This window comes from Salinicola avicenniae (assembly GCF_023736115.1).
GTDB classification, from domain to species: domain Bacteria; phylum Pseudomonadota; class Gammaproteobacteria; order Pseudomonadales; family Halomonadaceae; genus Salinicola; species Salinicola avicenniae.
Genome location: NZ_JAKQZC010000001.1, coordinates 112,483 through 135,357 on the forward strand (window position 1 = coordinate 112,483; position 22,875 = coordinate 135,357).

The following is a 22,875-nucleotide window of genomic DNA, read 5'->3' on the forward strand; positions in this document are numbered from 1 at the left end:
AGAGGTAGTAGATAGGCAACATGAGGATCACACGGACACCCGAGCTGCCCTCGAAACTGCTCCCGCCCGTTGGTGGGAACCAGGTCAGCCACGCCATCAAGCACACCGCAGCAACCGGGAAAGCCAGTAAGAAATAGCCGACACGAGCGGCGCTACTGGGACGAGATGACTTGCCACTGCCACAACTGTCACTCTGCATAGGATCTAAGGTCACTCTTTTGCTCCGGCGAAATCGAGCTGGCGCCACGCTTCGTAGACGAGGATCGCGCAGGCGTTGGAGAGATTGAGACTGCGACTGTCGGGCAGCATCGGAATGCGCAGGCGCTGGGTGGGTGGCAGCGATTCGAGGATCGAGGGTGGCAGGCCGCGGGTTTCCGGGCCGAAGACCAGCGCATCTCCCTCACGGTAGTGCACATGGCTGTAGCCGTGGCGACCGCGGGTGGAGACGGCGAAGACCCGCTCGGGGCCGACGGTCTCGAGAAACGCCGACCAATTGGCGTGAACCTGGACGCGCGCCCACTCGTGGTAGTCGAGCCCGGCGCGGCGCAATCGCTTGTCGTCGAGCTCGAAGGCCATCGGCTCGATGATATGCAGCCGGAAGCCGGTATTGGCGCACAGACGGATGATGTTGCCGGTGTTGGGGGGAATCTCGGGTTCGAACAACACGATATCGAGCATGGCGGATCCCTCGCGAAGAGAAGCTCCTCGCACTATACGCCAACGGCGCCCCGACGGCAGAGACTCATCCTGCTCTCTCGCCGCTGGGGCGCCGCTGTCTTTTGCCGGCTGGGGCGCTCAGTCACCTTGCCGGCCCGTCACGCCAACCGCTCAGAAACCGACGCTGACCCCCAGGATCGGTCCGCTATCCAGCGTGTGGCTGCCCTCGCCGTCGAAGTCGGTGCGCATGTAGCGGTAGCCGCCGTAAAGGTAGGTGTGCGAGATCAGGTTGACCCGCGCCTGCGCGCCGTACTCGTAGCTCTTGTCGACGTCGCCGTGCGTCAGACCGTCCGGCGTGTAGAACCCGTAGGCGCCGACAGAGGCCAGCGGAATCGGCGTGTCGACGAAAGCCGAGCCACCCAGCCCCACACCGCCGCCATCGCCGTGATGCGTATCCTGGTATTGATAGCGGCCGCCGACGGCCAGATCGATGCCCGGCAGATAGGGCGAGAACATCAGCGAACCGGAGTAGGCCTTGGCGTTGTGGCCGCTGTCGTCGGTGTTAAGATAGCCGACACCGGCGCGCACGCCGGGGAAGATCGTCTGGCTGGCGTCGACGCCGAACGCCTCGTCACTACCGTTGGCGGAAACGCTCAGCGCCATGGCCTGCTGACTGGCCAGAAAGACGGTCGCTGTCGCGAGCGCGACACCCCATTGCTTGATCATGTTGCCACTCCCTGTAGATCACGCCGAAGCGCGGTGAACTGTACATTAGGGTGACATAGATTCGATGATTATCAAACAGCGTTTTAAAACTTGGCCTTCTTGCTGACACCCAAGGGCGCCAGCGGCGGGCGGCAGGACCGGTCGCGGGAGCGTGTCCTGCCTCGTGGAAGCGCGGGAAGTGCTTAGGCCTGGCGCACGCCGTAACGATCGCGGTAGGCACGGATCGCCTCGGCATGGCGACCGATGGTGGCGTCGGCGCCGGCCGAGGTGTCACGGGTTTCCAGATAGGCGAGCATCTGATCGAGGTTGACGATGCTCACCACCGGCATATGATACGCAGCCTCGACTTCCTGGATCGCGCTGTGCGGCTTGAGGCCGTCGGCGTCCTGGCCGCGCTCCTGACGGTCCAGCGCGATGACCACGCCCGCCGCACGGGCACCGGCCCCCTCGATGATCTGCATGACTTCACGAATCGCGGTACCTGCGGTAATGACGTCGTCGACGATCAGCACGCGCCCCGCGAGCTCGGCGCCGACGATATTGCCGCCCTCACCGTGATCCTTGGCTTCCTTGCGATTGAAGGCAAAGGGGACATCGCGGTCGTGATGATCCGCCAGGGCAATGGCGGCACTCGCGGCCAGTGAAATACCCTTGTAAGCTGGACCAAACAGTACATCGGCCTCGATGCCGCTGTCGGCGATGGCACTGGCATAGAAGCGCCCCAGACGAGCGAGCGCGCGCCCGGAGCGGAAAAGCCCGGCGTTGAAGAAATAGGGACTGACCCGACCGGACTTGAGCGTAAATTCGCCGAATCGCAGCGCGCCTTCGGCTATCGCGAATTCGATGAATTCCTTCTGGTAAGGCTGAATCTCTACGCTCACTCGCTCCCCCTGATGGCGCCAATCGTTGTCCGGGTCGCGAACGCCTTGTCCAACGGCGTTCTGCATTTACCTAAAACTCTCAAGCTCGGGTATCATACACGCGCGACAAAGAAGGAACACGGTATGAAAATCGCCAGCATCAATGTCAACGGGATCCGTGACGCCGTCGAACGGGGTTTTCTCGACTGGCTGGCCGAACAGGATGCTGACGTCGTCTGCGTGCAGAACCTGAAGGCCAAGAGCTTCGAGCTCGACGACAGCATCCTTTACCCGGAAGGTTACGAAGGCTATTTCCTGGACGCCGAGAAGGATAACTTCTCCGGTGTCGGGCTCTATTGTCGCAAGATTCCCAAGGCCATCATGTATGGTCTGGGCTTCGAGCAGTGCGACAATGAAGGGCGCTTTCTGCAAGCGGACTACGACCGCTTCAGCATCGCGACCTTTCTGATGCCCGACGGCCAGGACCCGGCCGCCAAGCAGACGTTCATGACGCAGTATCAGGAGTACTTGAGCAAGATGGCGCGCAAGCGTCGCGAGTACATCATCTGCGGCACATGGCATATCGCGCACAAGACGCTCGATCTGGCCAACTGGACCGACCACCAGACCACGCCGGGCTTCAAGCCCGAAGAACGCGCGTGGATGGATCAGGTGTTCGGGCCGACCGGCTTTATCGACACCTTCCGCGAGGTCAACCGCGACGCCGACCAGTACACCTGGTGGCCGAAGCTCGACCAGGAAGTGCCGCGCGCTCGCCAGGAAGGATGGCGCCTCGATTACCAGATCGTCGGCCCCAATTTCCGTCGTCATGTGAAAAATGCCTGGATCGATACCGACGCGACCTTCAGCGAGTTCGCTCCGCTGATCGTCGAGTACGATCTCGAGCTGTAATCGCTCCGGCAACGACCGCACGCCAGCAAGAGTTGCCCCGCCGTCACGGCAGACACCCCGAAGTCACGGATTTTCGATCCACGACTTCGGGGTGTTTTGTTATGCCGCTATCGCGCCGAACATCAGCCCGCGATTCGAGAAGCGATCTGCGAATCAAGACGCCGTTGTCGTCTCGAGGCCGGGATCAAAGATCGCCGAAGTGGTACTGCAGCAGCGTCAACGCCACGACCGGTGCGGTCTCGGTGCGCAGGATGCGCGGGCCGAGCGTCAGCGGTAGGAAGTCAGCGGTGCGAGCCGCCGTCACTTCGGTATCGCTCAGCCCGCCTTCCGGCCCGATCAGCAGCGCAGCGGTCGCCGGCGCCTCGCCCTCTTGCCAGCGCTGGTCGGTGGCCGGGTGCAGCACCAGCCGCAGCGTCTCGTCGCGTTCGCCCAACCAGGCAGCGAGCGTTCGCGGCGGATGAACGGGCGGCACGGTGGCCCGCCCGCACTGCTCGCAGGCGCTGGCCGCCACGCCCTGCCAGTGCGCCAGCTTCTTGGCCTCGCGTTCGCCCTTCAGACGCACGTCGCCGTGCTCGACATAGAGCGGCGTGATCGCTGCCACGCCGAGTTCGACCGCCTTCTGGATCGCGTAATCCATGCGGTCGCCCTTGGAGATCGCCTGGCCGAGATGCACCGCCAGCGGCGACTCGCCTCGCCCCGCCTCGACCGAGCCAATTCGCGCGACGACGCGCTTGCGGCCGACCTCGACCAGCGTGGCCGTCGCTTCATGACCCTCGCCGTCGAACAGCGAGAGCGCAGCGCCTTCGCGCAGGCGCAGCACCAGCGCGACGTGACGCGCCGGCCCTTCCGGCAGAACGACGTCGCCGCCGGCCACAAGGCTGGCGGCGACGTGAATACGCGGCGTGGCCATCGCGACGTTACTGCGTGGTTTCGCTGGCCTGGGCGGTACGCTGCTTCTTCTGCGCATACATCGCCTCGAAGTTGACCGGTGCCAGCATCAGCGGGGGGAAGCTGCCGCGGCTGACCAGGCTGTCGATGCACTCACGGGCGTAGGGGAACAGCACGTTGGGACAGAAGGCGCCCAGCGTGTGATCGAGCTGCTCGCCGGCGAGGCCGGAGATGCGGAACAGGCCGGCCTGCTCGACCTCGACCAGGAACGCGGTGGCGTCGTCTTCATTGTTGGAGACCTGCGCGGTCACCTTGACCACCACCTCGTAGAGGTCCTGACCCACGGACTGGCTGGTGGTGTCGAGATCCAGGCCAACCTTGGGCTTGAACGGCTGCTGGAACACGCTCGGCGCGTTGGGCGACTCGAACGAGATATCCTTGACGTAGATGCGCTGCAGCGAGAACTGAAGCTGGGGTTTCTCGTCCTGAGCTGCCTGCTGGTTGTTGTCTTCCGCCATGATGCGTTTCCTTTACGTTCCTGAATGACTGGGCGCGGCGCGCGGGCCGGCGTGTTAGCGTTTGACCACCGGCAGGTTGTCCGCCTGCCACTGCGCCATGCCGCCCTTGAGCTTGTAGACGCGCGAGAAGCCGGCCTGGCCCAGCTCGGTAACCACGGCACCGGCCGCCTGTCCCTGCTTGCAGACCACCACGATCGGCTGCTCCTTGTGCTTCTCGAGCTGGCTCAGGCGCTCCTTGAGTCGGGCCTGCGGCACGTTCTTCGCACCGGCGATATGCCCGGCCTTGAACTCGGCACTGTCGCGGATATCGATCACCACGCCGTCCTCGCGATTGATCAACGTCGTCGCTTCACTGGTGGAAACGCCCGAGGCACTGCCACGCTTGGCCTCGAACGCCAGCCACGCCAGCAGCACGACCAGGAAGGCGCTAACCAGCAGCGGATGGTTTTCGATGAATTCGAATAACTGATCGATCATGGGTCTGCCGACACTCTCACTCCGGGGCCAGGGATCGTGCGCCGGTCACCCCGCGCTGCCGCCCTGGCGCATCTGCGTCACATCACGTCCCCCGGCGCCGGAAAAGCGGCGTCTCGCGAGGCGTGACGGGCTCTGAATCGTGGCCCGCTTACGGGCGCCGGCCATTATACACGAGGCACACGTCGAGACGAGGCGGCGACCCGGATGGTCAGCCCGGCCCGGACGGCGGCTGACCCGGCCCGCGCGGTGCGCTATTCTTCTGGTCACTGCGCGACGCTTTCATGGATACCAGAGGCCGCCGGCGGCCCGCCCGCCCTTTGAGTGACCGCGTGCCTTGCCCATGCGCGCATGCCGAAGCGCCCCGCACCGATCACCCGACTTTTCGAGGCTTGTCATGGCAGAGACTTCCACTCCGCGCCCCGTGGCGCTACTGATTCTCGACGGCTACGGCCAGAACGACGATAACGCCAACAACGCCGTTGCCAACGCCGACACCCCGGTCATGGACCGACTGAAGCGCGACTATCCCCACACGCTGATTCATACCGACGGCCCCTACGTCGGTTTGCCCGACGGCCAGATGGGCAACTCGGAAGTCGGCCATATGAACATCGGCGCCGGGCGCATCGTCTATCAGGACTTCACCCGCATCACCAAGGCGATCGCCGACGATGAGCTGAAGACCATCGATGCCCTGACGGCCCCGATCGACGACGCGGTCGCCAACGGTCGCGCCGTCCACCTGATGGGCCTGCTCTCGCCCGGCGGTGTGCACAGCCACGAGGACCATCTGCTGGCCGTGGCGGCCCTGGCCGCCGAACGCGGGGCCAAGCGAATCTATCTGCACGCCTTCACCGACGGCCGTGATACCGCGCCCAAGAGCGCCGGCGCCTCGATCGAGCGTGCCAACGCGCGGCTCGCCGAGCTGGTCGGCGCCGACAACGGTTTCGTGGCGTCGCTGGTCGGCCGCTACTACGCCATGGACCGCGACAATCGCTGGGACCGGGTCGAGAAAGCCTACCGCGTGGTTCGATTCGGCGAAGGCGAGCACGTCGCCGAGAGCGCCGAGGCCGGGCTGGCGGCTGCCTATGAGCGCGGCGAGACGGACGAATTCGTCGGCGCCACCGCCATTCGTCCGCAAGGCGAGACGATCGCCATGGCCGACGGCGATGCCGCCCTATTTCTCAACTTCCGCGCCGACCGTGCACGCGAGCTGACCCGCGCCTTCGTCAACGAGAATTTCGACGGCTTCGCGCGCGGCGAGCGCCCTCGCCTGGCCGGCAAGGGACTGGTGATGCTGACGCAGTACGCCGAGGACATCGACGCGCCGGTCGCCTTCCCGCCACGTGACCTGGTCAACACGCTCGGCGAGGTCGCCGCCAGCCACGGACTCAAGCAGCTGCGCATCGCCGAGACCGAGAAGTACGCCCACGTCACCTTCTTCTTCTCCGGCGGCCGCGAGGCGGAGTTCGACGGCGAGGATCGCGCCCTGATCCCGTCGCCCAAGGATGTCAAAACCTACGACGAAAAGCCGGAGATGAGCGCCTACGAGCTGACCGACACCCTGGTCGAGGCGGTAGAGAGCGGCAAGTACGATTTGATCATCTGCAACTACGCCAACGGCGACATGGTGGGGCATACCGGCGATCTCGATGCCGCCACCAAGGCGATCGAAGCCGTGGACGTCTGTCTCGGCCGCGTGGTCGAAGCCATACAGAAGGCTGGCGGCGAATGCCTGGTCACGGCGGATCACGGCAACGCCGAGCAGATGGTCGACCCGCAGACCGGCAATCCGCATACCGCGCATACCACCTTCATGGTGCCGCTGGTCTACGTCTGCCAGCACGGCCACGCGCCGCTGAAGGCCGACGGCCGCCTGTGCGATCTGGCACCGACGCTGCTGCACATGCTGCACCAGCCGGTACCCGAGGAGATGACCGGCAACGTGCTGATCGACGATGCGTAACGCTGGCGAACGCGCCGCGCGGGGATGCCGGGCAACGTGAGTCGGCGTTCTCTTTCTGCCGTCCATCAAGACGCTCGCGCGCGGCGTGCCGGCATCCTCACCACCGCCCGACGCTTCCCCGGGGCGTTGGCCGGTGGCCTGCTGGCGTTCGGCCTGCTCGCGGTCGGCGGGCTACTGCCCGGCACCGCCCTGGCTCAGGCCAACCCGCAGGAGGCGCGGGCGCGGCTCGATAGCCTGGCGACCGATATCCAGGCGCTGCAGGGCAAGCTGGCGGATACCCGCACGGCTCGTGGCGACGCGCAGAGCGATCTGAAGCAGGTCGAAACCGCTATTGGCGAGACCCACCGGCGCATGGATAGCCTGCAGGCCGAACGGCGCCAGCTCGACGACGAGGTCACGGCGCTCGGCGAACGCCGCGAGTCGCTGCGCGCCGATCGCGAGCAGCAGCGCGAGGCGCTCGCTCATCAGATGGTCGCGCTCTATCGGCTGGGCCAGACCCCACAGCTCAAACTGCTGCTCAATCAGGATGATCCGGCGCAGGTCGACCGTCTCCAGCACTACCTCAACGCGCTTTCCGAGGCGCGCCAGACGCGCCTGGCGCAGCTGCAAACGCTTGACCGCCAGCTCGATGACAACCTCGCCGAGATCGAACAGCGTCGGACTCGGCTCGATACCGTCCAGGCCGATCTCGATGACCAGCGCGAGCGCCTCGCAGCCAGCCTGCGCGAGCGCCAGTCGCTGGTGGACTCCCTCGATGCCCGCTTTGACAGCGAGCAGTCGCGTCTGGAAGACCTCAACCAGGATCGCGCCCACGTCGAGCGCCTCCTCGACCGCATGCAGCAGGCGCTGGCCAAACTCGATGAGCCGCCGCCCTCGACCGATATTCAGCAGACCCGCGGTGGTCTGCCCTGGCCGGTGCAGGGCGCCATGCTCTCGCGCTACGGCAGCGGTCAGGGTGTCAACCGCAATGGCATCCTCATTGGCGCGCCCGCCGGCACCGCGGTCAAGGCCGTCCATGCCGGTCGCGTGGTCTTTGCCAACTGGATGCGCGGCTTCGGCAACCTGCTGATCATCGACCACGGCGACGGCATTCTCACGCTCTACGCGCACCTGCAGCGGATCGATGTCGCTGCCGGCGAACGCGTCGCCAATGACGCAACGGTCGGCACCGTCGGCGATACCGGCGGGCAGCCACGCGCCGCGCTCTACTTCGAAGTCCGCCAGAATGGCGACCCGATCGATCCCGGCGGCTGGATCGCGCGGCGCTGAGGCGCCGGCGCGTCGCTGGATCATTGCCCTGCCGAGACGCTATGCTGACGTTATCAAACGCCGTTCCTCCCCGACGGGCGATATCGGGATCGGCACGCGCAGCGCCCCTGCACCTTCCAGCCCGAATCGCGGAGACCGCATGAATCCAAGCCGTTCGTATCCGGCCACCGGCGCCCCCCGTCTGCGCACCTGTGCCGGCGCCCTGCTGCTCACCCTGAGCGCCTCGCTCGGGCTCCCCGCCGCCGCACTGGCGCAGGACGCAGCCCCGCACCAGGCGCCAGATGGCGCGAACGACCTGCCGGTCGAGGATGTCCGCACCTTCGCGGAAGTGTTCGAGCGCATCAAGCGCGCCTACGTCGAAGAGGTCGATGACAAAACCCTGCTGCGCAATGCCATGCGCGGCATGCTTGGCCAGCTCGATCCGCATTCGGAGTATCTCGACGCCGAGGCCTTCCAGGCCCTGCGCGAGACGACCGAGGGTGAATTCAGCGGCGTCGGCATCGAGGTCGGCCTGCGCGACGACCAGCTCACGGTGATCGCGCCGATCGACGATACCCCGGCCGCCCGCGCGGGCGTTCAGCCGGGAGACCGGATTGTCGCCATCGACGGCACGCCGACCAACAACCTGACCCTGCAGGAAGCCGTCGACCTGATGCGCGGCGATACCGGCACCGAAATCGAGCTCACGCTACTGCGCGAAGGCGAGCAGGAGCCGCGCGTGCTGACCTTGACGCGCGCCTCGATCCGTTCCGAAAGCGTGAACAGCCGCCTGCTGGAGCCGGGCTACGGCTACCTGCGCATCAGCCAGTTCCAGAGTCGGACCGGCGAACAGACCCGCGAGGCGCTCGAATCGCTCAGCGCCGCGGGGCCGCTGCGCGGGCTGGTGCTCGACCTGCGCAACAACCCCGGCGGCGTTCTCTCGGCCGCCACCGAAGTTGCCGACCAGTTCCTCACCGACGGCCTGATTGTCTACACCGAGGGCCGCCTGAGCGACGACGACCTGCGCTTCACGGCTCACGCCGCGACGATGGCCCCCGAGGTGCCGCTGGTGGTGTTGATCAACGGTGGCAGCGCCTCTGCGGCCGAGATCGTTGCCGGCGCGCTGCAGGATCAGCATCGCGGGGTACTGATGGGTACGCAGAGCTTCGGCAAGGGCTCCGTGCAGCAGGTGCTGCCGCTCGGGAATGGCGACGGCCTCAAGCTGACCACGGCGCGCTACTACACACCTGCCGGTCGCTCGATCCAGGCCGAGGGCATCACGCCGGACGTGCGCGTGGTGCGCGGTCGCCTGGAGGTGGAGGAGTCCAGCGGGTTGCAGCTGCGCGAATCCAGCCTGCGCGGCCACCTGCTCAACGACAGCCAGACGGACACGCGCAACACGCCCACGACATCGGTCGCCGCAGAGGACTACCAGCTCGGCGAAGCGCTGAATCTGCTCAAGGCGCTGGACGTGATCCAGCGCCCTGGCCGGGCGGCGAGCGACACCCCCACGCCCTGAGCGACGCCCAAGACGATCCACACAGGACGGTTCACACAGGACGGTTCACACAGGACAGTTCACACAGGACGATCCACGCAAGACAGTCCGCGCCAGGCGATCCGAATCAAACGATCGCGCGAGGGCGGGCCGAGCGGCCCGCCCTCGCTGTCAACGGCAGCGCTTGGGTAGGTCGCCGTATTCGCCCAGCGCCTGCCGAATCATCACGCGCTTCAACGGCAGCAGACGGTCGACGCCACCGAGCCCCCAGTTGCGCGCCAGGCGCAGGGCCGGCGAACGACTGCCGAACAGACGCTGGAATCCCTGCATGGCGGCCAGCATCGCGGCATTCTCGCTGCGTCGACGCCGCTCGTAGCGCGCCAGGATACGCGGGTCGCCGGGGTCGGCTCCGCGTTCGCGGGCGCGAATCCATTCCTCCGCCAGCACGGCAGCATCCATCAGTCCCAGATTGACACCCTGCCCCGCCAGCGGATGCAGGCTATGGGCCGCATCACCGACCAGCGCCAGCCCGGCGTCGACGTAGCGTCGCGCGTGGCGCTGCGCGATGGGAAACGCCAAGGCCGCGTCGATGACGTCGACGCGGCCCAGGCGGGCACCGAACGCCTGCGTCAGCTCCTCACCGAGGCGCTCACGCCCTGTCTCGCTTTCGCCCAGCTGTGTCAGGTGCTGCGCCTGCGCCGGCGTCGTCGACCAGACGATCGAACAGTGCGTGTCGCCGCCGTCGATCGCCAGCGGCAGGAAGGCCAGCGGCCCCCCCGGCAGGAAGACCTGGCGGGCGATGCCGCCGTGCCCTTGCGCGGTGCGCACGCTGGTCACCACGGCCACCTGGCCGGTATCGCGCTCGGCGACGGCGATGCCGGCCATCGATCTCAGCGGCGAACGCGCCCCGTCGGCACCGACCACCCGGGGCGCCACGCGCGTCTCGTCGTTATCGAGCGTCAGCCACGCCTGACCGGCTTCTCGGCGATAGGCGGTCACGCGCACCGCGCGCTCCCAGGTCACGTTGGGGAGCGTCTCGAGCCGTCGCGTCAACGCGGCCAGCAGCAAGTCGTTTTCGACGATATGGCCCAGCGTGTCGACGCCGACATCGTCGGCATCGAAATGAATCTCACCGCCGCCCTCGCTGTCCCAGACCTGCATGCCGCGATAGGCGGCCGCACGGCGCTGCGCCAGCCATGGCCATACCCCCAGCGAGGTGAACAGCCGCCGCGAGGCCGCGGTCAACGCGCTGACCCGCAGCGCCGGTGCTCCTTCGCCCGGTGTCCCTTCGCCCGACGGGCCGGCGGCCGCCGGTGCCGGGGCGGCATCGAGGATCGTCACCCGCCAGCCGGCCTCGCCCAGTAGCAGGGCCAGCGTGGCCCCGACCAGGCCACCGCCGACGATGATCACATCGCACTCGTCTTCTCTCATCGTTCGCCTTCCTGCACGTCGCCATCCCTTGCGGCCGGGAGCCACGTCGGTTCGAGATTCATCACCGCTCTATCCCCATCGCCCGGCGCGCCAGCGTGCGACGCAGCGGTCCTATCGCATTGAGCCCGATCAGGCCGGCAGCGCGCGCGTGACCCAGCGCCGCATGATCGATGCCGAACAGCCGGATCAAGCCGTCGCTGAAGCGCACAATCGCGCGATGATCGTCGGTACGACGTGCCTCGAACGCGGCCAGGGTTCGCGCATCCCCGGCCGACCGCCCTTCGCGACGTGCCGCCTCGATCGCCGAGACCAGGTCCATGACCCCGCGTAGCGCCAGATTGAACCCCTGCCCGGCAACCGGATGCAGCGCGTGAGCCGCGTTACCGAGAATCGCCAGGTGCGGGCGCACCGTCTCGCGGGCGGTGACCAGCGAGAGCGGATAGGCGTGACGCCGGCCAATGCGACGAAAGCGTCCGGCGCGATCGCCAAATGCCTGCTGCAGCGCGGCAAGCAGATCGCCGTCGCGACGCGCGAGCGTGGCATCGACCGTGGCGTGATCGTGGGTCCAGACCAGCTCCATGCGTCGACCGCCCAGCGGCAGCAGCGCCATCGGCCCCGCTGGCGTGAATCGTTCGAAAGCCCAGCCACCGTGGCTGCGACTGACCTCGACATTGGCGATCAGCGCCGTCTGCTCGTAGGGGTGATGGTCGCTGGCAATGCCGAGCCGTTCCTTGAGCCCGGAGCGCCCGCCGTCGGCCAGCACGGTCAAGCCCGCCTGCAGGGTTTCACCGGTATCGAGAGCGAGCCGGTAACCGTTGTCAACGGGGGTGAGGGCCTCGACACGCGCCGGGCAATGCCAGTCGATCGGCAGTGTCGCCAGGCGCTGGTGCAGCACCTGCCCCATCCAGGCATTCGGCAGCACGTAGCCGAGCGCCTCGACGCCCAGCTCATCGGCATGCAGGCGCGTCGCGCCGAGACGCCCGCGTTCGCTGACATGTATATGCCGGATCGGCGCGGCCTCACTGGCCATGGCCGACCATAGCCCGAGATGGGCGAAGTGACGCCGCGAGCCGTAGGCAATGGCACTGGCGCGAGCATCGAAACTGGGCTGGTAATGGTGCGCAGCCGCATCAGGCAGCGGCTGCGGCTCGACCACCGCAATTCGCAGCGGGCGTTCGCCACGCTCGCGTTCGATCAACGCGCCCAGCGCACACGCCAGGCTAGCCCCCACGAGTCCACCTCCGATGATTGCCACGTCGACCGTGGTTTCCGCTTGCGTCCGGGCCATCGACCGCCGCACTCCTTTACGATTGTCATTCACGAAACCGATAACGACGCACCCTACATGACAATTACAGGCGTTACGTAATTGTCATGGGCACAACGACGTCGATCAAAAATCCATCAATCCGCCGCCTGCATCAACGCCTCGATCGCATCGGCCGACTTGGGCACCTTGGCGGTCAGCACCTCGCCGCCCTCGGCAGTCACGACAACATCGTCCTCGATGCGAATGCCGATACCGCGAAACGCGACGGGAATGTCGTCGGCATCGGGAATGTAGAGCCCGGGCTCGATGGTCAGCACCATGCCCGGCTCCAGCGACCGCGACTCCCCCTCGACCTTGTAGCGACCGACATCGTGAACGTCGAGTCCCAGCCAGTGCGACGTCGAGTGCAGGTAGAAACGGCGATAGGCCTCCGCTTCGAGGCAGGCTTCCAGCTCGCCCTCGAGCAGCCCGAGCTCGATCAGGCCGGCGGTCAGGTCGCGGACCACGCCCTGATGCAGCGCCGCCAGCGTGGTCCCCGGGCGCACCGCGGCCACGGCACGCTCCTCGGCGGCCAGTACGACATCATAGAGGGCACGTTGCGACGGCGTGAAACGGCCATTGACCGGAAAGGTTCGCGTGATGTCGCCGGCATACAGGTCGAATTCGCCGCCGGCATCGATCAGCACCAGATCGCCGTCAGCCAGCCTGGCCCCATTCTCGACATAGTGCAGCACGCAGGCGTTGGCGCCGCCGCCGACAATGGTACCGTAGGCCGGCGCGCGCGCGCCGTGCCAGACGAACTCGTGCTCGATCTCGGCCTGCAGCTGATATTCGTAGCGGCCGGGGCGGCTCGCGCGCATGGCGCGGCAGTGCGCCAGCGCGCTGATCTCGCCGGCGTGTCGCATCAACGCGAGCTCCGCCTCGCTCTTGGTCAGGCGCAATTCGTGAATCAGCGGGCTGATGTCGGCGAAGCTGGTCGGTGCCACCGCGCCGCGCCGCGCCCGGGCACTGAGCTCGCCGCGCACGTCGTCCGCCAGCGCCATGGCCTGGGCATCGGCCAGCGGCAGATAGAGCGTATGCCGGCCATCCAGCAGTTCGCTCAGCGTCTCGAGCTCGGTATTGTCGAACGCCTCATCCAGACCGTAGTCACGCACGGCGCCTTCGGGCCCGATACGAATGCCGGTCCAGGCCTCCTTTTCGGGATCCTTTTCCTGACAGTAGAGCACCGCCTCGCCGGCATCGCGCCCGGGCAGCAGCACCAGCAGCGCGTCCGGTTCGGGAAAGCCGCACAGGTAATGGAAATCGCTCTGCTGGCGAAAGGGATAGTCGCTGTCATGGTTGCGCGTCTTGAGCGTGGCGCCAGGCAGCAGCACGGCACTGCCTTCGGGCAGCTCGGCCATCAGGCGCTCGCGCCGCGCGGCAAACTCGTCGTTGGCAATCGGCGCCGGGCGGGCTAGCGGCTCGGAATGCATGCGGTCTCTCCTGAATAACGGGGGTACGGCGGCCGATCAAGCCGCGGGCGGCCAGACAAACGTCGGCTAGTGGACCTGCGGCGCTGGTTCGTCGCCGGCGGCCGGCGGATTGCCGTTGTCATCCTCAACCTGCTCGACCTGCGGCTGTCCCGGATGCTGTTCGGTGTAGAGCAGCATCGCGGCCATGCGGGCATGTTCGGTCAGGGCAAAGAGATCGTTCTCGTTCTCGGCGTCATCTTCGATATCGACGTCGATCGCGGTCAGCTGCCCCAGGTCCTCCAGCGCTTCACGCAGCGACACCGACCAGGCGTCGTAGGTATCGCCGTTGACTTCGTTGACCACCTCGAGGAAGCCCTGGACCCACTCCTTGAGCCCCTGGGCCCGCTCGGAGAGCGCGAACAGCTCGTCGGGCAGCAGCGGTTCGAAATTGAGCTCGGCGGCGGCAAGCGCATCAAGCGTCTGGCGTCGCCAGCCCAGCAGGACGTCGGCGGCCTCGCGACTCTGCGGCTGCTCGACGTTGAGCGCCAGGCAAACTTCCTCCAGCCAGCGCTCCGGGCTCAGGTCGTGGAGGCCAAGCTCGGCACACAGGCGGCCGTCGAGAAACGCCGGCGATTGCATGCTGCCGTGGGCGAGAAAGACATTGGCGACGGTGGAAAAATCGTGCTGGTCGTTGATGATCGACATGTCGGCATCCGTGGTTGAGAGACCGTCGGCGGTCCGGCGCGCCGAACGCCGCGTTGACCGGCCATGGGCGGCTCTCTATAGTGACTGATCAGTCGCGGCGGCGGCCGGCTCGCCTCAGCATAGCCAATCGCCGGGCACCGCGAACGCCTGCCATCTTACCGCATCGATCTTCACCGCCCACCCCGGAGCGATACCATGAGCGACACGTCTCGCCCCACTACCGAAGTCACGCTGCTGGGCAAACCCTACGTGATCGCCTGTCCGCCGGAAGAGCAGGAACAGCTGATGCGCTCCGCTCGCTATCTAGATCGCGCCATGCACGGCATTCATTCCCGCGGCAAGGTCCTGGGTGCCGAGAAGATCGCGATCATGGCGGCACTCAACATCACCCACGAGCTGCTCTCGGCGCTCGACGACAACCGTGCCGGCGAGCAGACCCTGAACGACCTGACCGCACGACTCGAGCGCGCCCTGGAAAAGGTCGGCGATCCCAAGCCGGCTCAGGAACCGTCCACCTGAGTGTCAGTCGTCGCATGATCGTGACAACGCTAAATCCTTGATTGGGCAACTCGCCTGCCTCTGCTAGGATAGAGGCGTTCCCTGGGGTGTGCGCCAGTCGTTACAAGTCCCTCGAGCCTATGCGCAGTACCCAGGGGGCCAATAGCTAGGCAGGCCCGTGTGCATGTCCGCGCGACGGAAAGCCTGAAGGCCTGCCTGCGGCCACCCACCTTGAACCAATGGGTTCAAGGGCCAGAACGACAGCGGCACTCTGGGGAACTCTTATTGTCTGCACCGACCCTCACACCCGGTACGGATGCGTCCACCGCTGAAGGACGCGCCCAACGCCACTCGCTTCGCCGCAGGCTAAGACAGCGTCGACGTTCACTGACGCCGCGGCAACAACGTCAGGCTGCCCAAGCGCTCTGTCGCCGACTCAAACGTCTGCCAATGCTGCAACGTGCCCGCCGCGTCGCGCTCTACCTGCCCAATGACGGCGAGATCGATCCACGCCCGCTGATCGACTGGCTCGAACGGCGACGCGCCCGTGTCTACCTGCCAGTACTACGCCCGCTGTCCGATAACCGCCTCTGGTTCGTGCACTATCATGCCGGCACGCGCATGACCCGCAACCGGTTCGGTATCGCCGAGCCCAGTACTCGCTTCGGCGCCCACCGTGCCAACCGCCTGCCGGCCTGGGCGCTCGATATCGTGCTGCTTCCGCTGGTGGGGTTCGACGGCGACGGACAGCGCATCGGCATGGGGGGCGGCTTCTATGACCGGACCTTCGCCTTTGCCCGCGAACGGCGACCCCGACCGGCGCTGATCGGCCTGGCTCACGACTGCCAGCGCGTGGAGACCTTGCCGACCGCCAGCTGGGACGTGCCGCTGGATGCGATCGTCAGTGATCGGGAAGTGATTGCGCCGCGCGGCGACGATAGGGGCTGAAAAGCGGAAGACGGAAACGACGACGGCCGGCAGCCAAAAGGCTGCCGGCCGTCGAGGGCCAACCGAGACAATCGTGACAAAGGCGACAGTGACAAACCAGGGCGACATCCGTATCGCGACGTTCAGGCACCCATCAGGGTCTGGGCGTAACCGGTCGCGACCACCCCCACGCCGAAAATCAGTACCAATGCCATCACCAGGTCGGGTTTACGTCTCATGTCGACTCCAATACGTTCGGTTTGGCCGCTACCCCCCGTAGCGGCGGCACGACTATAGGTTCAGGCTAAAACCCTGACAAGAGGGTTTCTAGCCATGAATGCCCCTTTTTCGTTACCAAACATTATCGACACTAACACAAAAACATTGAGCCTGAATTTACGCCATTAAGATGAGCTATTTCAGCCTTTCCAGGCTTGAATCATGGCAACGGCATCCGCGCGTGGCGCGACCTCACACCATGAATCACGCCATGAACAACCGATAGGCCGTATTGTCCGTCTCCTTCCAGAACCGGTAGCCGATCCGCGCGAAATGCTCTTCCGCATGCGCACGATCGCCGTTGGGCATCTGCAGGCCCACCAGCACACGACCGTAGGCGGCACCGTGGTTGCGGTAGTGGAACAGCGAGATGTTCCAGTCCGCTGGCAGGTGCGTGAGGAAGTTCATCAAGGCACCGGGGCGCTCGGGGAATTCGAAGCGATAGAGCTCTTCCTCGAAACGCTCCTTCGGGCGGCCGCCGCCAAGATGGCGAATATGCAGTTTCGCCAGCTCATTGTCGGTGAGATCCTCGACCGGATAGTCCGCCTCGCGCAGACGATGGATCACGTCGGCCCGATCCTCACCGCCCGGTTTCACCTGCACACCGACGAAAATGTGGGCGCGCTCGGGGTCGGCATAGCGATAGTTGAACTCGGTGACCATGCGCCGTCCCAGCACCCGGCAGAACTGCTTGAAACTTCCCGGGCATTCGGGAATCTCGACCGCCAGAATCGCCTCGCGCTGCTCCCCCAGCTCGGTCCGTTCGGCCACGTGCTGCAGGCGATCGAAGTTGATATTGGCACCGGAGTTGATGCTCAACAGCGTCTGATCACGAACCTGGGTCTGCTGGATGTACTTCTTCAGTCCCGCCAGTGAGAGCGCGCCGGAGGTCTCGGCGACCGCGCGGGTGTCGTCGAAGGTGTCCTTGACCGCCGCGCACATCTCGTCGGTATTGACCGTGATGACCCCGTCGACGTGATGACGCAGGATCTCGAACGGCGCCTCGCCGATCTGCGCCACGGCGACCCCCTCGGCGAATACCCCGACTTGATCCAGCGTCACCCGTTCGCCGGCTTCCAGCGCCGCCTTGAGACAGGCCGAATCTTCCGCTTCGACACCGAAGACCTTGATCTCCGGGCGCAGGTACTTGATGTAGGCGGCGATACCCGCCAGCAGCCCGCCACCGCCAACCGGCACGAAGACGGCATCGAGCGGCCCGGTGTGCTGACGCAGGATCTCCATCGCCACCGTGCCCTGGCCGGCGATGACGTCGTTATCGTCGTAGGGCGGAATATAGGTGTAGCCGTGCTCCTCGATCAGCGTTTTCGCGTGCGCCAGTGCCTCACCGAAGGCGTCGCCCTTGAGCACCACCTTGGCCCCCCAACCGCGCACCGCAGCGACCTTGATCTCCGGCGTGACGCGCGGCATCACGATCACCGCCTTGACCCCCAACTGGCGTGCGGCCATGGCCAGCCCCTGAGCATGGTTGCCCGCCGAGGCGGCAATCACGCCCTTGGCTTTCTGCTCGTCGCTCAGCAGCGCCATCTTGTTGTAGGCACCGCGAATCTTGAACGAGAAGACCGGCTGCAGGTCCTCGCGCTTGATCAGAATCCGATTGGAGAAGCGCTTCGAGAGCGCCGGCGTGTCGGAGATAGGGGTTTCCCGGGCCGCCTCGTAGACGCGGGACTGGAGGATCTTCTTGACGATATCTTCGAGTTGCATGGTTGGGAGTGTCCTGGCGAGCAGCGCTCCCGCCTCGGATGGCGGGTTATAGTGGACCCGTATTGTTAACAGACGCCGGGGCCGAGCGTCCAGCACCGTCGGCAGCGCCGGCGCCTTGCTCTATAATGGCCGACGCCCGCGTGGCCCATGCGTGACGCCCTCTTTCCTCTGCCTGCCGGAAACGACATGACCCAGGACGACCTCAAGCGCGCCGTTGCCGCCGCCGCTCTCGATGACATCGACTCCCTGCTGACGCCGGATGCGGTAATCGGTGTCGGTACCGGCTCCACCGCCAACCACTTCATCGACCTGCTGGCCGCCCGCCGCCAGGATTTTCGTGGCGCCGTCGCCAGCTCCGAGGCTACCGCCAAGCGACTCAAGTCCCACGGCATCGATGTGCTCGAACTCAATCACGTCGGCAGTGTGCCGGTCTACGTCGACGGTGCCGATGAGATCGACCCGCACCTGCGCATGATCAAGGGCGGCGGCGCAGCGCTGACCCGCGAGAAGATCGTTGCCGCCTGCGCCGAGCGCTTCGTCTGCATTGCCGATGCCAGCAAGCGGGTCGAGGTGCTGGGCGGCTTTCCGCTGCCGGTCGAGGTGATTCCGATGGCTCGCTCCTATGTGGCACGGGAAATGGTCAAGCTGGGCATCACGCCGGTCTATCGCGACGGCGTGCTGACCGACAACGGCAACCGCATCCTCGACGGCTACGACAAGCTGTTCGACGAGCCTGAAACCATGGAGGCCACGCTCGACGGCATTGCCGGTGTCGTGACCAACGGTCTGTTTGCCCGCCGTCCGGCCGATGTGCTGCTGCTCGGCGGCCCCGGCGGGGTCGAGCGTTTCACGCGCTAAGCCAGTTCGCTAGGCGGCCCGGTCTGGATCGAAGCCGGGATCGCCGGCATCAAATTCTCCCGGTGGCGGCCGATATCCTCTTCTAACGGCCGTCGCGATCGACGCGGCGACCTCGCCGTGGCGCGTGGCCTTCCCGCCGCCACGACGGCACGCCACGCTCGCGCGCCCTCGCGCCGGGCCCGCATTCGATCAGAGGATCCCGTATGACGATCGCCAACCCCGCCACGGTCGCGGATATCATGAGCCGTGACGTCGTGACACTCCATCTGGCCCAGACGCTTCACGACGGCAATGAACTGATGCGCCAGCACCGCATTCGCCATATCCCGGTGGTGGATGACGACGGCCGAATGGTCGGCCTGCTGGACCAGAAGGTCGCCCTGCGCGAAGCGATGCGGATCGCCGACGATTACGGCACGCAGCGTCTGGAGCATCATCTGCGACAGGTGCCGCTGGCCCAGGCCATGCGCCCCGATTTCATCGCGCTGGCCGCCGAGACGCCGCTCGCCGATGCCGGGCGCAAGCTGCTGGCCCACCGCCAGGGCGCCATGCCGGTGCTGGCGGGAGAGCACCTGGTCGGCATTCTCTCCTCGGTCGATTTCGTGCGGCTTGCCATCACGCTACTGGAGCGCTGATCGGGCTCCTGCCTTCGACGCTTACAACCGGTTGGGACACTCGAGGCCCTCGGCAAACGCCAGCAGGTTGGCACAGGTGACCTGCGCGATCTCGGCAAGGGCCTCGACGGTAAAGAATCCTTGGTGGCCGGTGATCAGCACGTTGGGAAAACTGGCCAGCCGGGCAAAGACATCATCGGTGATGATCTCCGCCGAATGGTCGTGAAAGAAGAGTTCGCTCTCCTGTTCGTAGACATCGATCGCCAACGCCCCCAGGTGCCGCGACTTGAGCGCCTCGACCACCGCCGGCGTGTCGATCAGGGCGCCGCGCGAGGTGTTGACCAGCATCGCACCTGGCTTCATGCCAGCCAGCGCCTTCGCGTCGATCAGGTGGTGCGTCTGTTCGGTCAGCGGGCAGTGCAGCGAGACGATATCGGCACGCGCCAGCAGCGCCTCGAGCGGCACCATCTCGCCGAACGCCTTGAACGCCTCGCTGGGGTAGGGGTCGTAGCCCAAAACCTCGCACCCCAACCCCTGAAGAATGCGCGCCATGCACAGCCCGATCCGTCCGGTCCCGACCACGCCGGCAGTCTTGCCATGCAGGGTCACACCCAGCAGCCCGTCCAGTGCGAAGTTGCCCTCGCGCACGCGGTTGAAGGCGCGATGCGTCTTGCGGTTCAGCGTCATAATCATCGCCAGAGCGTGTTCGGCGACCGCCTCCGGCGAGTAGGCCGGCACCCGCGCGACGAACAGGCCGAGACGATGCGCGGCCTCCAGATCGATATTGTTGAAACCCGCACAGCGCAGCACAATCGCCCGCACGCCCTGCGCTGCCAACGCCTCGAGCACGTCGGCATCGAGCTGGTCGTTGACGAAGACACAGACGGCGTCGCTCTTATCGGCCAGCGCCACCGTATGAAGATTGAGACTCGCCTCCTGATAGACGAATTCGAGTTCGGCGTCCGGAAAGTGCGAGGCAAGAACCTCGTCGAAGGAGCGGCAATCGTAGGGCTGGGCGCTGTAGAGTGTGATTTTCATGGGGTCACTCGCCACGATACGGGATTTTTCTTAGCGTAGTGAATCCTCGTCGCGCCGCCAGAGACGCGTCGCCGCAGCGGCGCGACAGCGCCATCGGACCGGCCCCGTTCACCGCACAGGAGCGCGCTTGACGCTACCGATCGTTCATCACCCGGGCTACCGCATCGACTGGCCCGTCCGCCATCCCTTCCCGATGGAGAAGTTTCGCGTACTGCGTGAGCACTTGGGTGCGCTCGGTTTCGATAACCTCGATGCGGTTCGCTGGATCACGCCGCGCCCGGCCGGCGATCGTGCACTCCTGCGCGTCCATGGCGCCGACTATCTGCAGCGTTTCTATCTCGGCGATCTGCCGAGTGCGGCACTCGCGGCACGCCGCCCACCGAGCGGCTTTCCCTGGTCTCCGGCCCTGGTCACACGCACGCTGCTCGAGGTCGGCGGCACCCTGGCCGCGGTGGATCAGGCGCTGATCCACGGCCTCGCCCTCAACAGCGCCGGCGGCACGCACCATGCGCATGCCGACCATGCGAGCGGCTACTGCCTGCTCAATGATCTGGCCGTCGCCGCTCGCCACCTGCTCGCGCATCACGGCCTCGAACGCGTACTGATCGTCGACTGCGACGTGCATCAGGGCGACGGCAGCGCCGATATCTTCCGCGACGAGACGCGGGTGTTCACGCTCTCGATACACGGCGAGACGAATTTTCCCTTCGAGAAACGCCGCAGTGACCGCGATGTGGCCCTGCCTCGCGACACGGGGGACATCGCCTATCTCGACGTGCTCGCGCGCGAGCTGGATGCAGCGATGATGACCTTCGCGCCCCAGTTCGTGCTCTACGATGCCGGCGTCGACGTGCATGCGGCGGATCGCCTGGGCCATTTCGCGCTGAGCGACGCCGGCCTCTACCGCCGCGACCGGACAGTGCTGTCGCGCTGCCTGGCGGCCGGCGTCCCGGTCGCCGGCGTCATCGGCGGCGGCTATGACCGCGACCTGGCAGCGCTGGCCAGGCGTCATGCCCAGCTGTTTCTTGCCGCGCTGGCGGCGCTCGGCCACGCGCGCGAGGGCTAGGGCGTCATCAATGCGTCGAGGGCGCGGCAAGTCTGCGCCAGCGCGCCACGGTTGGCCGCCACCACCGCTCTGCCCGACTCGCCGAGGCGACGGAGACGTTCGCGATCGTCGAACAACGCGATCAGGGTCTCGCCCAGAGCGTCGCCATCAGCCACTTCGAGGCGCGCCTCGCTCGCCGCCAGGGTGTCGGCGATCTCGCGCAGGTTGTCGAGATACGGGCCACTCAGCACCGCCACGCCCAGCGCTGCCGGCTCAAGCAGGTTATGCCCGCCGATCGGCACCAGCGAGCCCCCGACGAAGGCGATATCGGCTGCGCCATAGAGCTTCATCAGATCGCCCATGGTATCGCCCAGCAGCACGCTGGTCGCCCGCGTGACCGGTGTGCTCGCACTCAGCCGCGCCACCGAAGCGCCATGATCCCGGCATAGTGCATCGACGGCGTCGAACCGCTGGGGGTGGCGTGGCACGAGCACCAGCAGCGCCTCGGGGAATCGCTGCCGCAGTGCAGCGTGCGCGGCCAGCACCGCTTCGTCCTCGCCCGGGTGGGTCGAGCCCGCTACCCACACCGGCCGCTCCCCCCACCGCTGGCGCAACGCCTCACTGTCGCGGATCTGGCAGGCACTCAGGTCGAGATCGAACTTCAATGCACCGGTCACCGTCACGCGAGCCGGCACCGCTCCCAGGGCCCGAAAGCTCTCGGCATCGGCCGCCGACTTGGCGCCGATCCAGGTGACATTCGCCAGCATGCCCCGGCTCAGGGCCGAGAAACGCCGATAGAGCCGGAAGGCGCCGGGGCTCAGTCGCGCATTGGCGATCGCGACCGGAACCTCCTGACGTTGGCAGGCGTGGAGCAGATTGGGCCACAGTTCGGTTTCGACGATGATCGCCAGCTGCGGGTTCAAGCGTCGCAGGAAACGGCGCGTGGCACCGGGAAAGTCGAGTGGCAGGAAATGGTGACGAACGCTGTCGCCGAAGGTCTGACGAACGCGCGCCGCGCCAGTGGCGGTCATGGTCGTGACGATCAGCGCGCGCTCGGGGTGCGTCGCCAGCAGCTCGCGGATCAGTGGCGTCGCAGTGACAACCTCGCCGACGGAGGCAGCGTGCAGCCACAGACAGCGACGCTCGCCGGTGGACGGCACGCAACCGAGACGCTCGCGGCGGCGGTGAGTGGGCAACCACTCACGCCATACACGCCACCAGATAAGCGGTGAAAGCAGATAGAGCAGCAACGTGTAGAGCGTGCGTGCACCCGTGGATGACATGGCC

The 22,875-nt window shown here is 66.2% G+C and carries 22 protein-coding genes and 1 other RNA gene; 10 read left to right on the forward strand and 13 right to left on the reverse strand.

Features of this window, described 5'->3' with window-relative positions; all coding sequences use genetic code 11:
- Window positions 1-210: 210 nt before the first annotated feature.
- From trmL to pyrE, 3 genes are all read right to left on the reverse strand, one after another.
- Window positions 211-678, reverse strand: coding sequence for a tRNA (uridine(34)/cytosine(34)/5-carboxymethylaminomethyluridine(34)-2'-O)-methyltransferase TrmL (trmL, locus tag MC381_RS00505; protein ID WP_251975760.1), 468 nt, complete (start codon window positions 676-678; stop codon window positions 211-213).
- 150 nt (window positions 679-828) lie between these two features.
- Window positions 829-1,383 carry a YfaZ family outer membrane protein gene (locus MC381_RS00510; protein ID WP_251975761.1) on the reverse strand — a complete coding sequence of 185 codons (555 nt, stop codon included), beginning with the start codon at window positions 1,381-1,383 and terminating at the stop codon, window positions 829-831.
- A gap of 182 nt (window positions 1,384-1,565) precedes the next feature.
- Window positions 1,566-2,252, reverse strand: a complete 687-nt coding sequence (gene pyrE, locus MC381_RS00515) for an orotate phosphoribosyltransferase (RefSeq protein ID WP_374708154.1) — start codon at window positions 2,250-2,252, stop codon at window positions 1,566-1,568.
- A gap of 135 nt (window positions 2,253-2,387) precedes the next feature.
- On the opposite strand from pyrE, the gene MC381_RS00520 reads away from it, so the two are divergent.
- A complete protein-coding gene (locus MC381_RS00520; RefSeq protein ID WP_251975762.1) occupies window positions 2,388-3,155 on the forward strand; it encodes an exodeoxyribonuclease III in 768 nt (255 codons plus the stop codon).
- A 184-nt stretch (window positions 3,156-3,339) separates the two neighbouring features.
- On the opposite strand, the gene MC381_RS00525 is transcribed toward MC381_RS00520, so the two are convergent.
- From MC381_RS00525 to MC381_RS00535, 3 genes are read right to left on the reverse strand one after another with little or no spacing between them, the layout of a single operon-like run.
- Window positions 3,340-4,065 (reverse strand): 16S rRNA (uracil(1498)-N(3))-methyltransferase, encoded by a 726-nt coding sequence (locus MC381_RS00525; RefSeq protein WP_251975763.1) that lies wholly within the window; start codon window positions 4,063-4,065, stop codon window positions 3,340-3,342.
- 7 nt (window positions 4,066-4,072) lie between these two features.
- On the reverse strand, window positions 4,073-4,561 hold the full coding sequence (gene secB / locus MC381_RS00530; protein WP_251975764.1) for a protein-export chaperone SecB: 489 nt from the start codon (window positions 4,559-4,561) through the stop codon (window positions 4,073-4,075).
- A 54-nt stretch (window positions 4,562-4,615) separates the two neighbouring features.
- On the reverse strand, window positions 4,616-5,038 hold the full coding sequence (locus tag MC381_RS00535; RefSeq protein WP_251975765.1) for a rhodanese-like domain-containing protein: 423 nt from the start codon (window positions 5,036-5,038) through the stop codon (window positions 4,616-4,618).
- Window positions 5,039-5,432: 394 nt separating this feature from the next.
- On the opposite strand from MC381_RS00535, the gene gpmI reads away from it, so the two are divergent.
- From gpmI to MC381_RS00550, 3 genes are all read left to right on the forward strand, one after another.
- The gene (gpmI, locus tag MC381_RS00540) at window positions 5,433-7,004 is read left to right on the forward strand and encodes a 2,3-bisphosphoglycerate-independent phosphoglycerate mutase (RefSeq protein WP_251975766.1); all 1,572 of its coding nucleotides are present in this window, start codon (window positions 5,433-5,435) and stop codon (window positions 7,002-7,004) included.
- A gap of 36 nt (window positions 7,005-7,040) precedes the next feature.
- Window positions 7,041-8,273, forward strand: a complete 1,233-nt coding sequence (locus tag MC381_RS00545) for a murein hydrolase activator EnvC family protein (RefSeq protein WP_251975767.1) — start codon at window positions 7,041-7,043, stop codon at window positions 8,271-8,273.
- A gap of 139 nt (window positions 8,274-8,412) precedes the next feature.
- Window positions 8,413-9,771: a S41 family peptidase gene (locus MC381_RS00550; protein ID WP_251975768.1), complete on the forward strand. Its 1,359-nt coding sequence runs from the start codon at window positions 8,413-8,415 to the stop codon at window positions 9,769-9,771.
- A 150-nt stretch (window positions 9,772-9,921) separates the two neighbouring features.
- Here the strand turns inward: MC381_RS00550 and MC381_RS00555 are convergent, their stop codons facing one another.
- From MC381_RS00555 to MC381_RS00570, 4 genes are all read right to left on the reverse strand, one after another.
- Window positions 9,922-11,181 carry a UbiH/UbiF/VisC/COQ6 family ubiquinone biosynthesis hydroxylase gene (locus MC381_RS00555; protein ID WP_251975769.1) on the reverse strand — a complete coding sequence of 420 codons (1,260 nt, stop codon included), beginning with the start codon at window positions 11,179-11,181 and terminating at the stop codon, window positions 9,922-9,924.
- A gap of 61 nt (window positions 11,182-11,242) precedes the next feature.
- Window positions 11,243-12,469: a 2-octaprenyl-6-methoxyphenyl hydroxylase gene (gene ubiH, locus MC381_RS00560; protein WP_251975770.1), complete on the reverse strand. Its 1,227-nt coding sequence runs from the start codon at window positions 12,467-12,469 to the stop codon at window positions 11,243-11,245.
- 116 nt (window positions 12,470-12,585) lie between these two features.
- Entirely contained in the window at window positions 12,586-13,923 is a 1,338-nt protein-coding gene (pepP, locus tag MC381_RS00565; protein ID WP_251975771.1) for a Xaa-Pro aminopeptidase, read from the reverse strand.
- A gap of 66 nt (window positions 13,924-13,989) precedes the next feature.
- Window positions 13,990-14,607 carry a UPF0149 family protein gene (locus tag MC381_RS00570; RefSeq protein WP_251975772.1) on the reverse strand — a complete coding sequence of 206 codons (618 nt, stop codon included), beginning with the start codon at window positions 14,605-14,607 and terminating at the stop codon, window positions 13,990-13,992.
- Between the two features lie 195 nt (window positions 14,608-14,802).
- Between MC381_RS00570 and MC381_RS00575 the strand changes: the two genes are divergently transcribed.
- The 3 genes from MC381_RS00575 (at window position 14,803) to MC381_RS00585 (ending at window position 16,053) form a co-directional block, all read left to right on the forward strand.
- Window positions 14,803-15,126 (forward strand): cell division protein ZapA, encoded by a 324-nt coding sequence (locus MC381_RS00575; RefSeq protein ID WP_251975773.1) that lies wholly within the window; start codon window positions 14,803-14,805, stop codon window positions 15,124-15,126.
- Between the two features lie 75 nt (window positions 15,127-15,201).
- Window positions 15,202-15,387: non-coding RNA, 6S RNA (gene ssrS / locus MC381_RS00580), on the forward strand.
- Window positions 15,388-15,390: 3 nt separating this feature from the next.
- Window positions 15,391-16,053 carry a 5-formyltetrahydrofolate cyclo-ligase gene (locus tag MC381_RS00585; RefSeq protein WP_251975774.1) on the forward strand — a complete coding sequence of 221 codons (663 nt, stop codon included), beginning with the start codon at window positions 15,391-15,393 and terminating at the stop codon, window positions 16,051-16,053.
- Window positions 16,054-16,515: 462 nt separating this feature from the next.
- Here MC381_RS00585 and ilvA read toward each other — a convergent pair whose 3' ends face one another.
- On the reverse strand, window positions 16,516-18,033 hold the full coding sequence (ilvA, locus tag MC381_RS00590) for a threonine ammonia-lyase, biosynthetic (protein ID WP_251975775.1): 1,518 nt from the start codon (window positions 18,031-18,033) through the stop codon (window positions 16,516-16,518).
- A gap of 186 nt (window positions 18,034-18,219) precedes the next feature.
- Between ilvA and rpiA the strand changes: the two genes are divergently transcribed.
- Together rpiA and MC381_RS00600 are read left to right on the forward strand one after the other, a co-directional pair.
- The gene (rpiA, locus tag MC381_RS00595; protein WP_251975776.1) at window positions 18,220-18,891 is read left to right on the forward strand and encodes a ribose-5-phosphate isomerase RpiA; all 672 of its coding nucleotides are present in this window, start codon (window positions 18,220-18,222) and stop codon (window positions 18,889-18,891) included.
- A 203-nt stretch (window positions 18,892-19,094) separates the two neighbouring features.
- The gene (locus MC381_RS00600; protein WP_251975777.1) at window positions 19,095-19,526 is read left to right on the forward strand and encodes a CBS domain-containing protein; all 432 of its coding nucleotides are present in this window, start codon (window positions 19,095-19,097) and stop codon (window positions 19,524-19,526) included.
- 21 nt (window positions 19,527-19,547) lie between these two features.
- On the opposite strand, the gene MC381_RS00605 is transcribed toward MC381_RS00600, so the two are convergent.
- Window positions 19,548-20,543, reverse strand: a complete 996-nt coding sequence (locus MC381_RS00605; RefSeq protein ID WP_251975778.1) for a 2-hydroxyacid dehydrogenase — start codon at window positions 20,541-20,543, stop codon at window positions 19,548-19,550.
- 127 nt (window positions 20,544-20,670) lie between these two features.
- Here MC381_RS00605 and MC381_RS00610 point away from each other — a divergent pair, with 127 nt between their 5' ends.
- Window positions 20,671-21,609, forward strand: a complete 939-nt coding sequence (locus tag MC381_RS00610) for a histone deacetylase family protein (protein WP_251975779.1) — start codon at window positions 20,671-20,673, stop codon at window positions 21,607-21,609.
- Here MC381_RS00610 and waaA read toward each other — a convergent pair.
- Window positions 21,606-22,871, reverse strand: a complete 1,266-nt coding sequence (gene waaA, locus MC381_RS00615) for a lipid IV(A) 3-deoxy-D-manno-octulosonic acid transferase (RefSeq protein WP_251975780.1) — start codon at window positions 22,869-22,871, stop codon at window positions 21,606-21,608. The genes MC381_RS00610 and waaA overlap by 4 nt on opposite strands.
- Window positions 22,872-22,875 lie beyond the last annotated feature (4 nt).

Excerpts from the sequence above, each read along its gene's own strand:
- MC381_RS00570 (WP_251975772.1), bottom strand. The coding sequence starts at position 14,607 with ATGTCGATCATCAACGACCAGCACGATTTTTCCACCGTCGCCAATGTC.
- waaA (WP_251975780.1), bottom strand. The coding sequence starts at position 22,871 with ATGTCATCCACGGGTGCACGCACGCTCTACACGTTGCTGCTCTATCTG.
- MC381_RS00555 (WP_251975769.1), bottom strand. The coding sequence starts at position 11,181 with ATGAGAGAAGACGAGTGCGATGTGATCATCGTCGGCGGTGGCCTGGTC.
- MC381_RS00535 (WP_251975765.1), bottom strand. The coding sequence starts at position 5,038 with ATGATCGATCAGTTATTCGAATTCATCGAAAACCATCCGCTGCTGGTT.
- trmL (WP_251975760.1), bottom strand. The coding sequence starts at position 678 with ATGCTCGATATCGTGTTGTTCGAACCCGAGATTCCCCCCAACACCGGC.
- pepP (WP_251975771.1), bottom strand. The coding sequence starts at position 13,923 with ATGCATTCCGAGCCGCTAGCCCGCCCGGCGCCGATTGCCAACGACGAG.
- secB (WP_251975764.1), bottom strand. The coding sequence starts at position 4,561 with ATGGCGGAAGACAACAACCAGCAGGCAGCTCAGGACGAGAAACCCCAG.
- MC381_RS00600 (WP_251975777.1), top strand. The coding sequence starts at position 19,095 with ATGACGATCGCCAACCCCGCCACGGTCGCGGATATCATGAGCCGTGAC.
- MC381_RS00525 (WP_251975763.1), bottom strand. The coding sequence starts at position 4,065 with ATGGCCACGCCGCGTATTCACGTCGCCGCCAGCCTTGTGGCCGGCGGC.
- MC381_RS00520 (WP_251975762.1), top strand. The coding sequence starts at position 2,388 with ATGAAAATCGCCAGCATCAATGTCAACGGGATCCGTGACGCCGTCGAA.
- MC381_RS00605 (WP_251975778.1), bottom strand. The coding sequence starts at position 20,543 with ATGAAAATCACACTCTACAGCGCCCAGCCCTACGATTGCCGCTCCTTC.
- MC381_RS00550 (WP_251975768.1), top strand. The coding sequence starts at position 8,413 with ATGAATCCAAGCCGTTCGTATCCGGCCACCGGCGCCCCCCGTCTGCGC.
- gpmI (WP_251975766.1), top strand. The coding sequence starts at position 5,433 with ATGGCAGAGACTTCCACTCCGCGCCCCGTGGCGCTACTGATTCTCGAC.
- MC381_RS00510 (WP_251975761.1), bottom strand. The coding sequence starts at position 1,383 with ATGATCAAGCAATGGGGTGTCGCGCTCGCGACAGCGACCGTCTTTCTG.
- MC381_RS00575 (WP_251975773.1), top strand. The coding sequence starts at position 14,803 with ATGAGCGACACGTCTCGCCCCACTACCGAAGTCACGCTGCTGGGCAAA.
- rpiA (WP_251975776.1), top strand. The coding sequence starts at position 18,220 with ATGACCCAGGACGACCTCAAGCGCGCCGTTGCCGCCGCCGCTCTCGAT.
- ubiH (WP_251975770.1), bottom strand. The coding sequence starts at position 12,469 with ATGGCCCGGACGCAAGCGGAAACCACGGTCGACGTGGCAATCATCGGA.
- ilvA (WP_251975775.1), bottom strand. The coding sequence starts at position 18,033 with ATGCAACTCGAAGATATCGTCAAGAAGATCCTCCAGTCCCGCGTCTAC.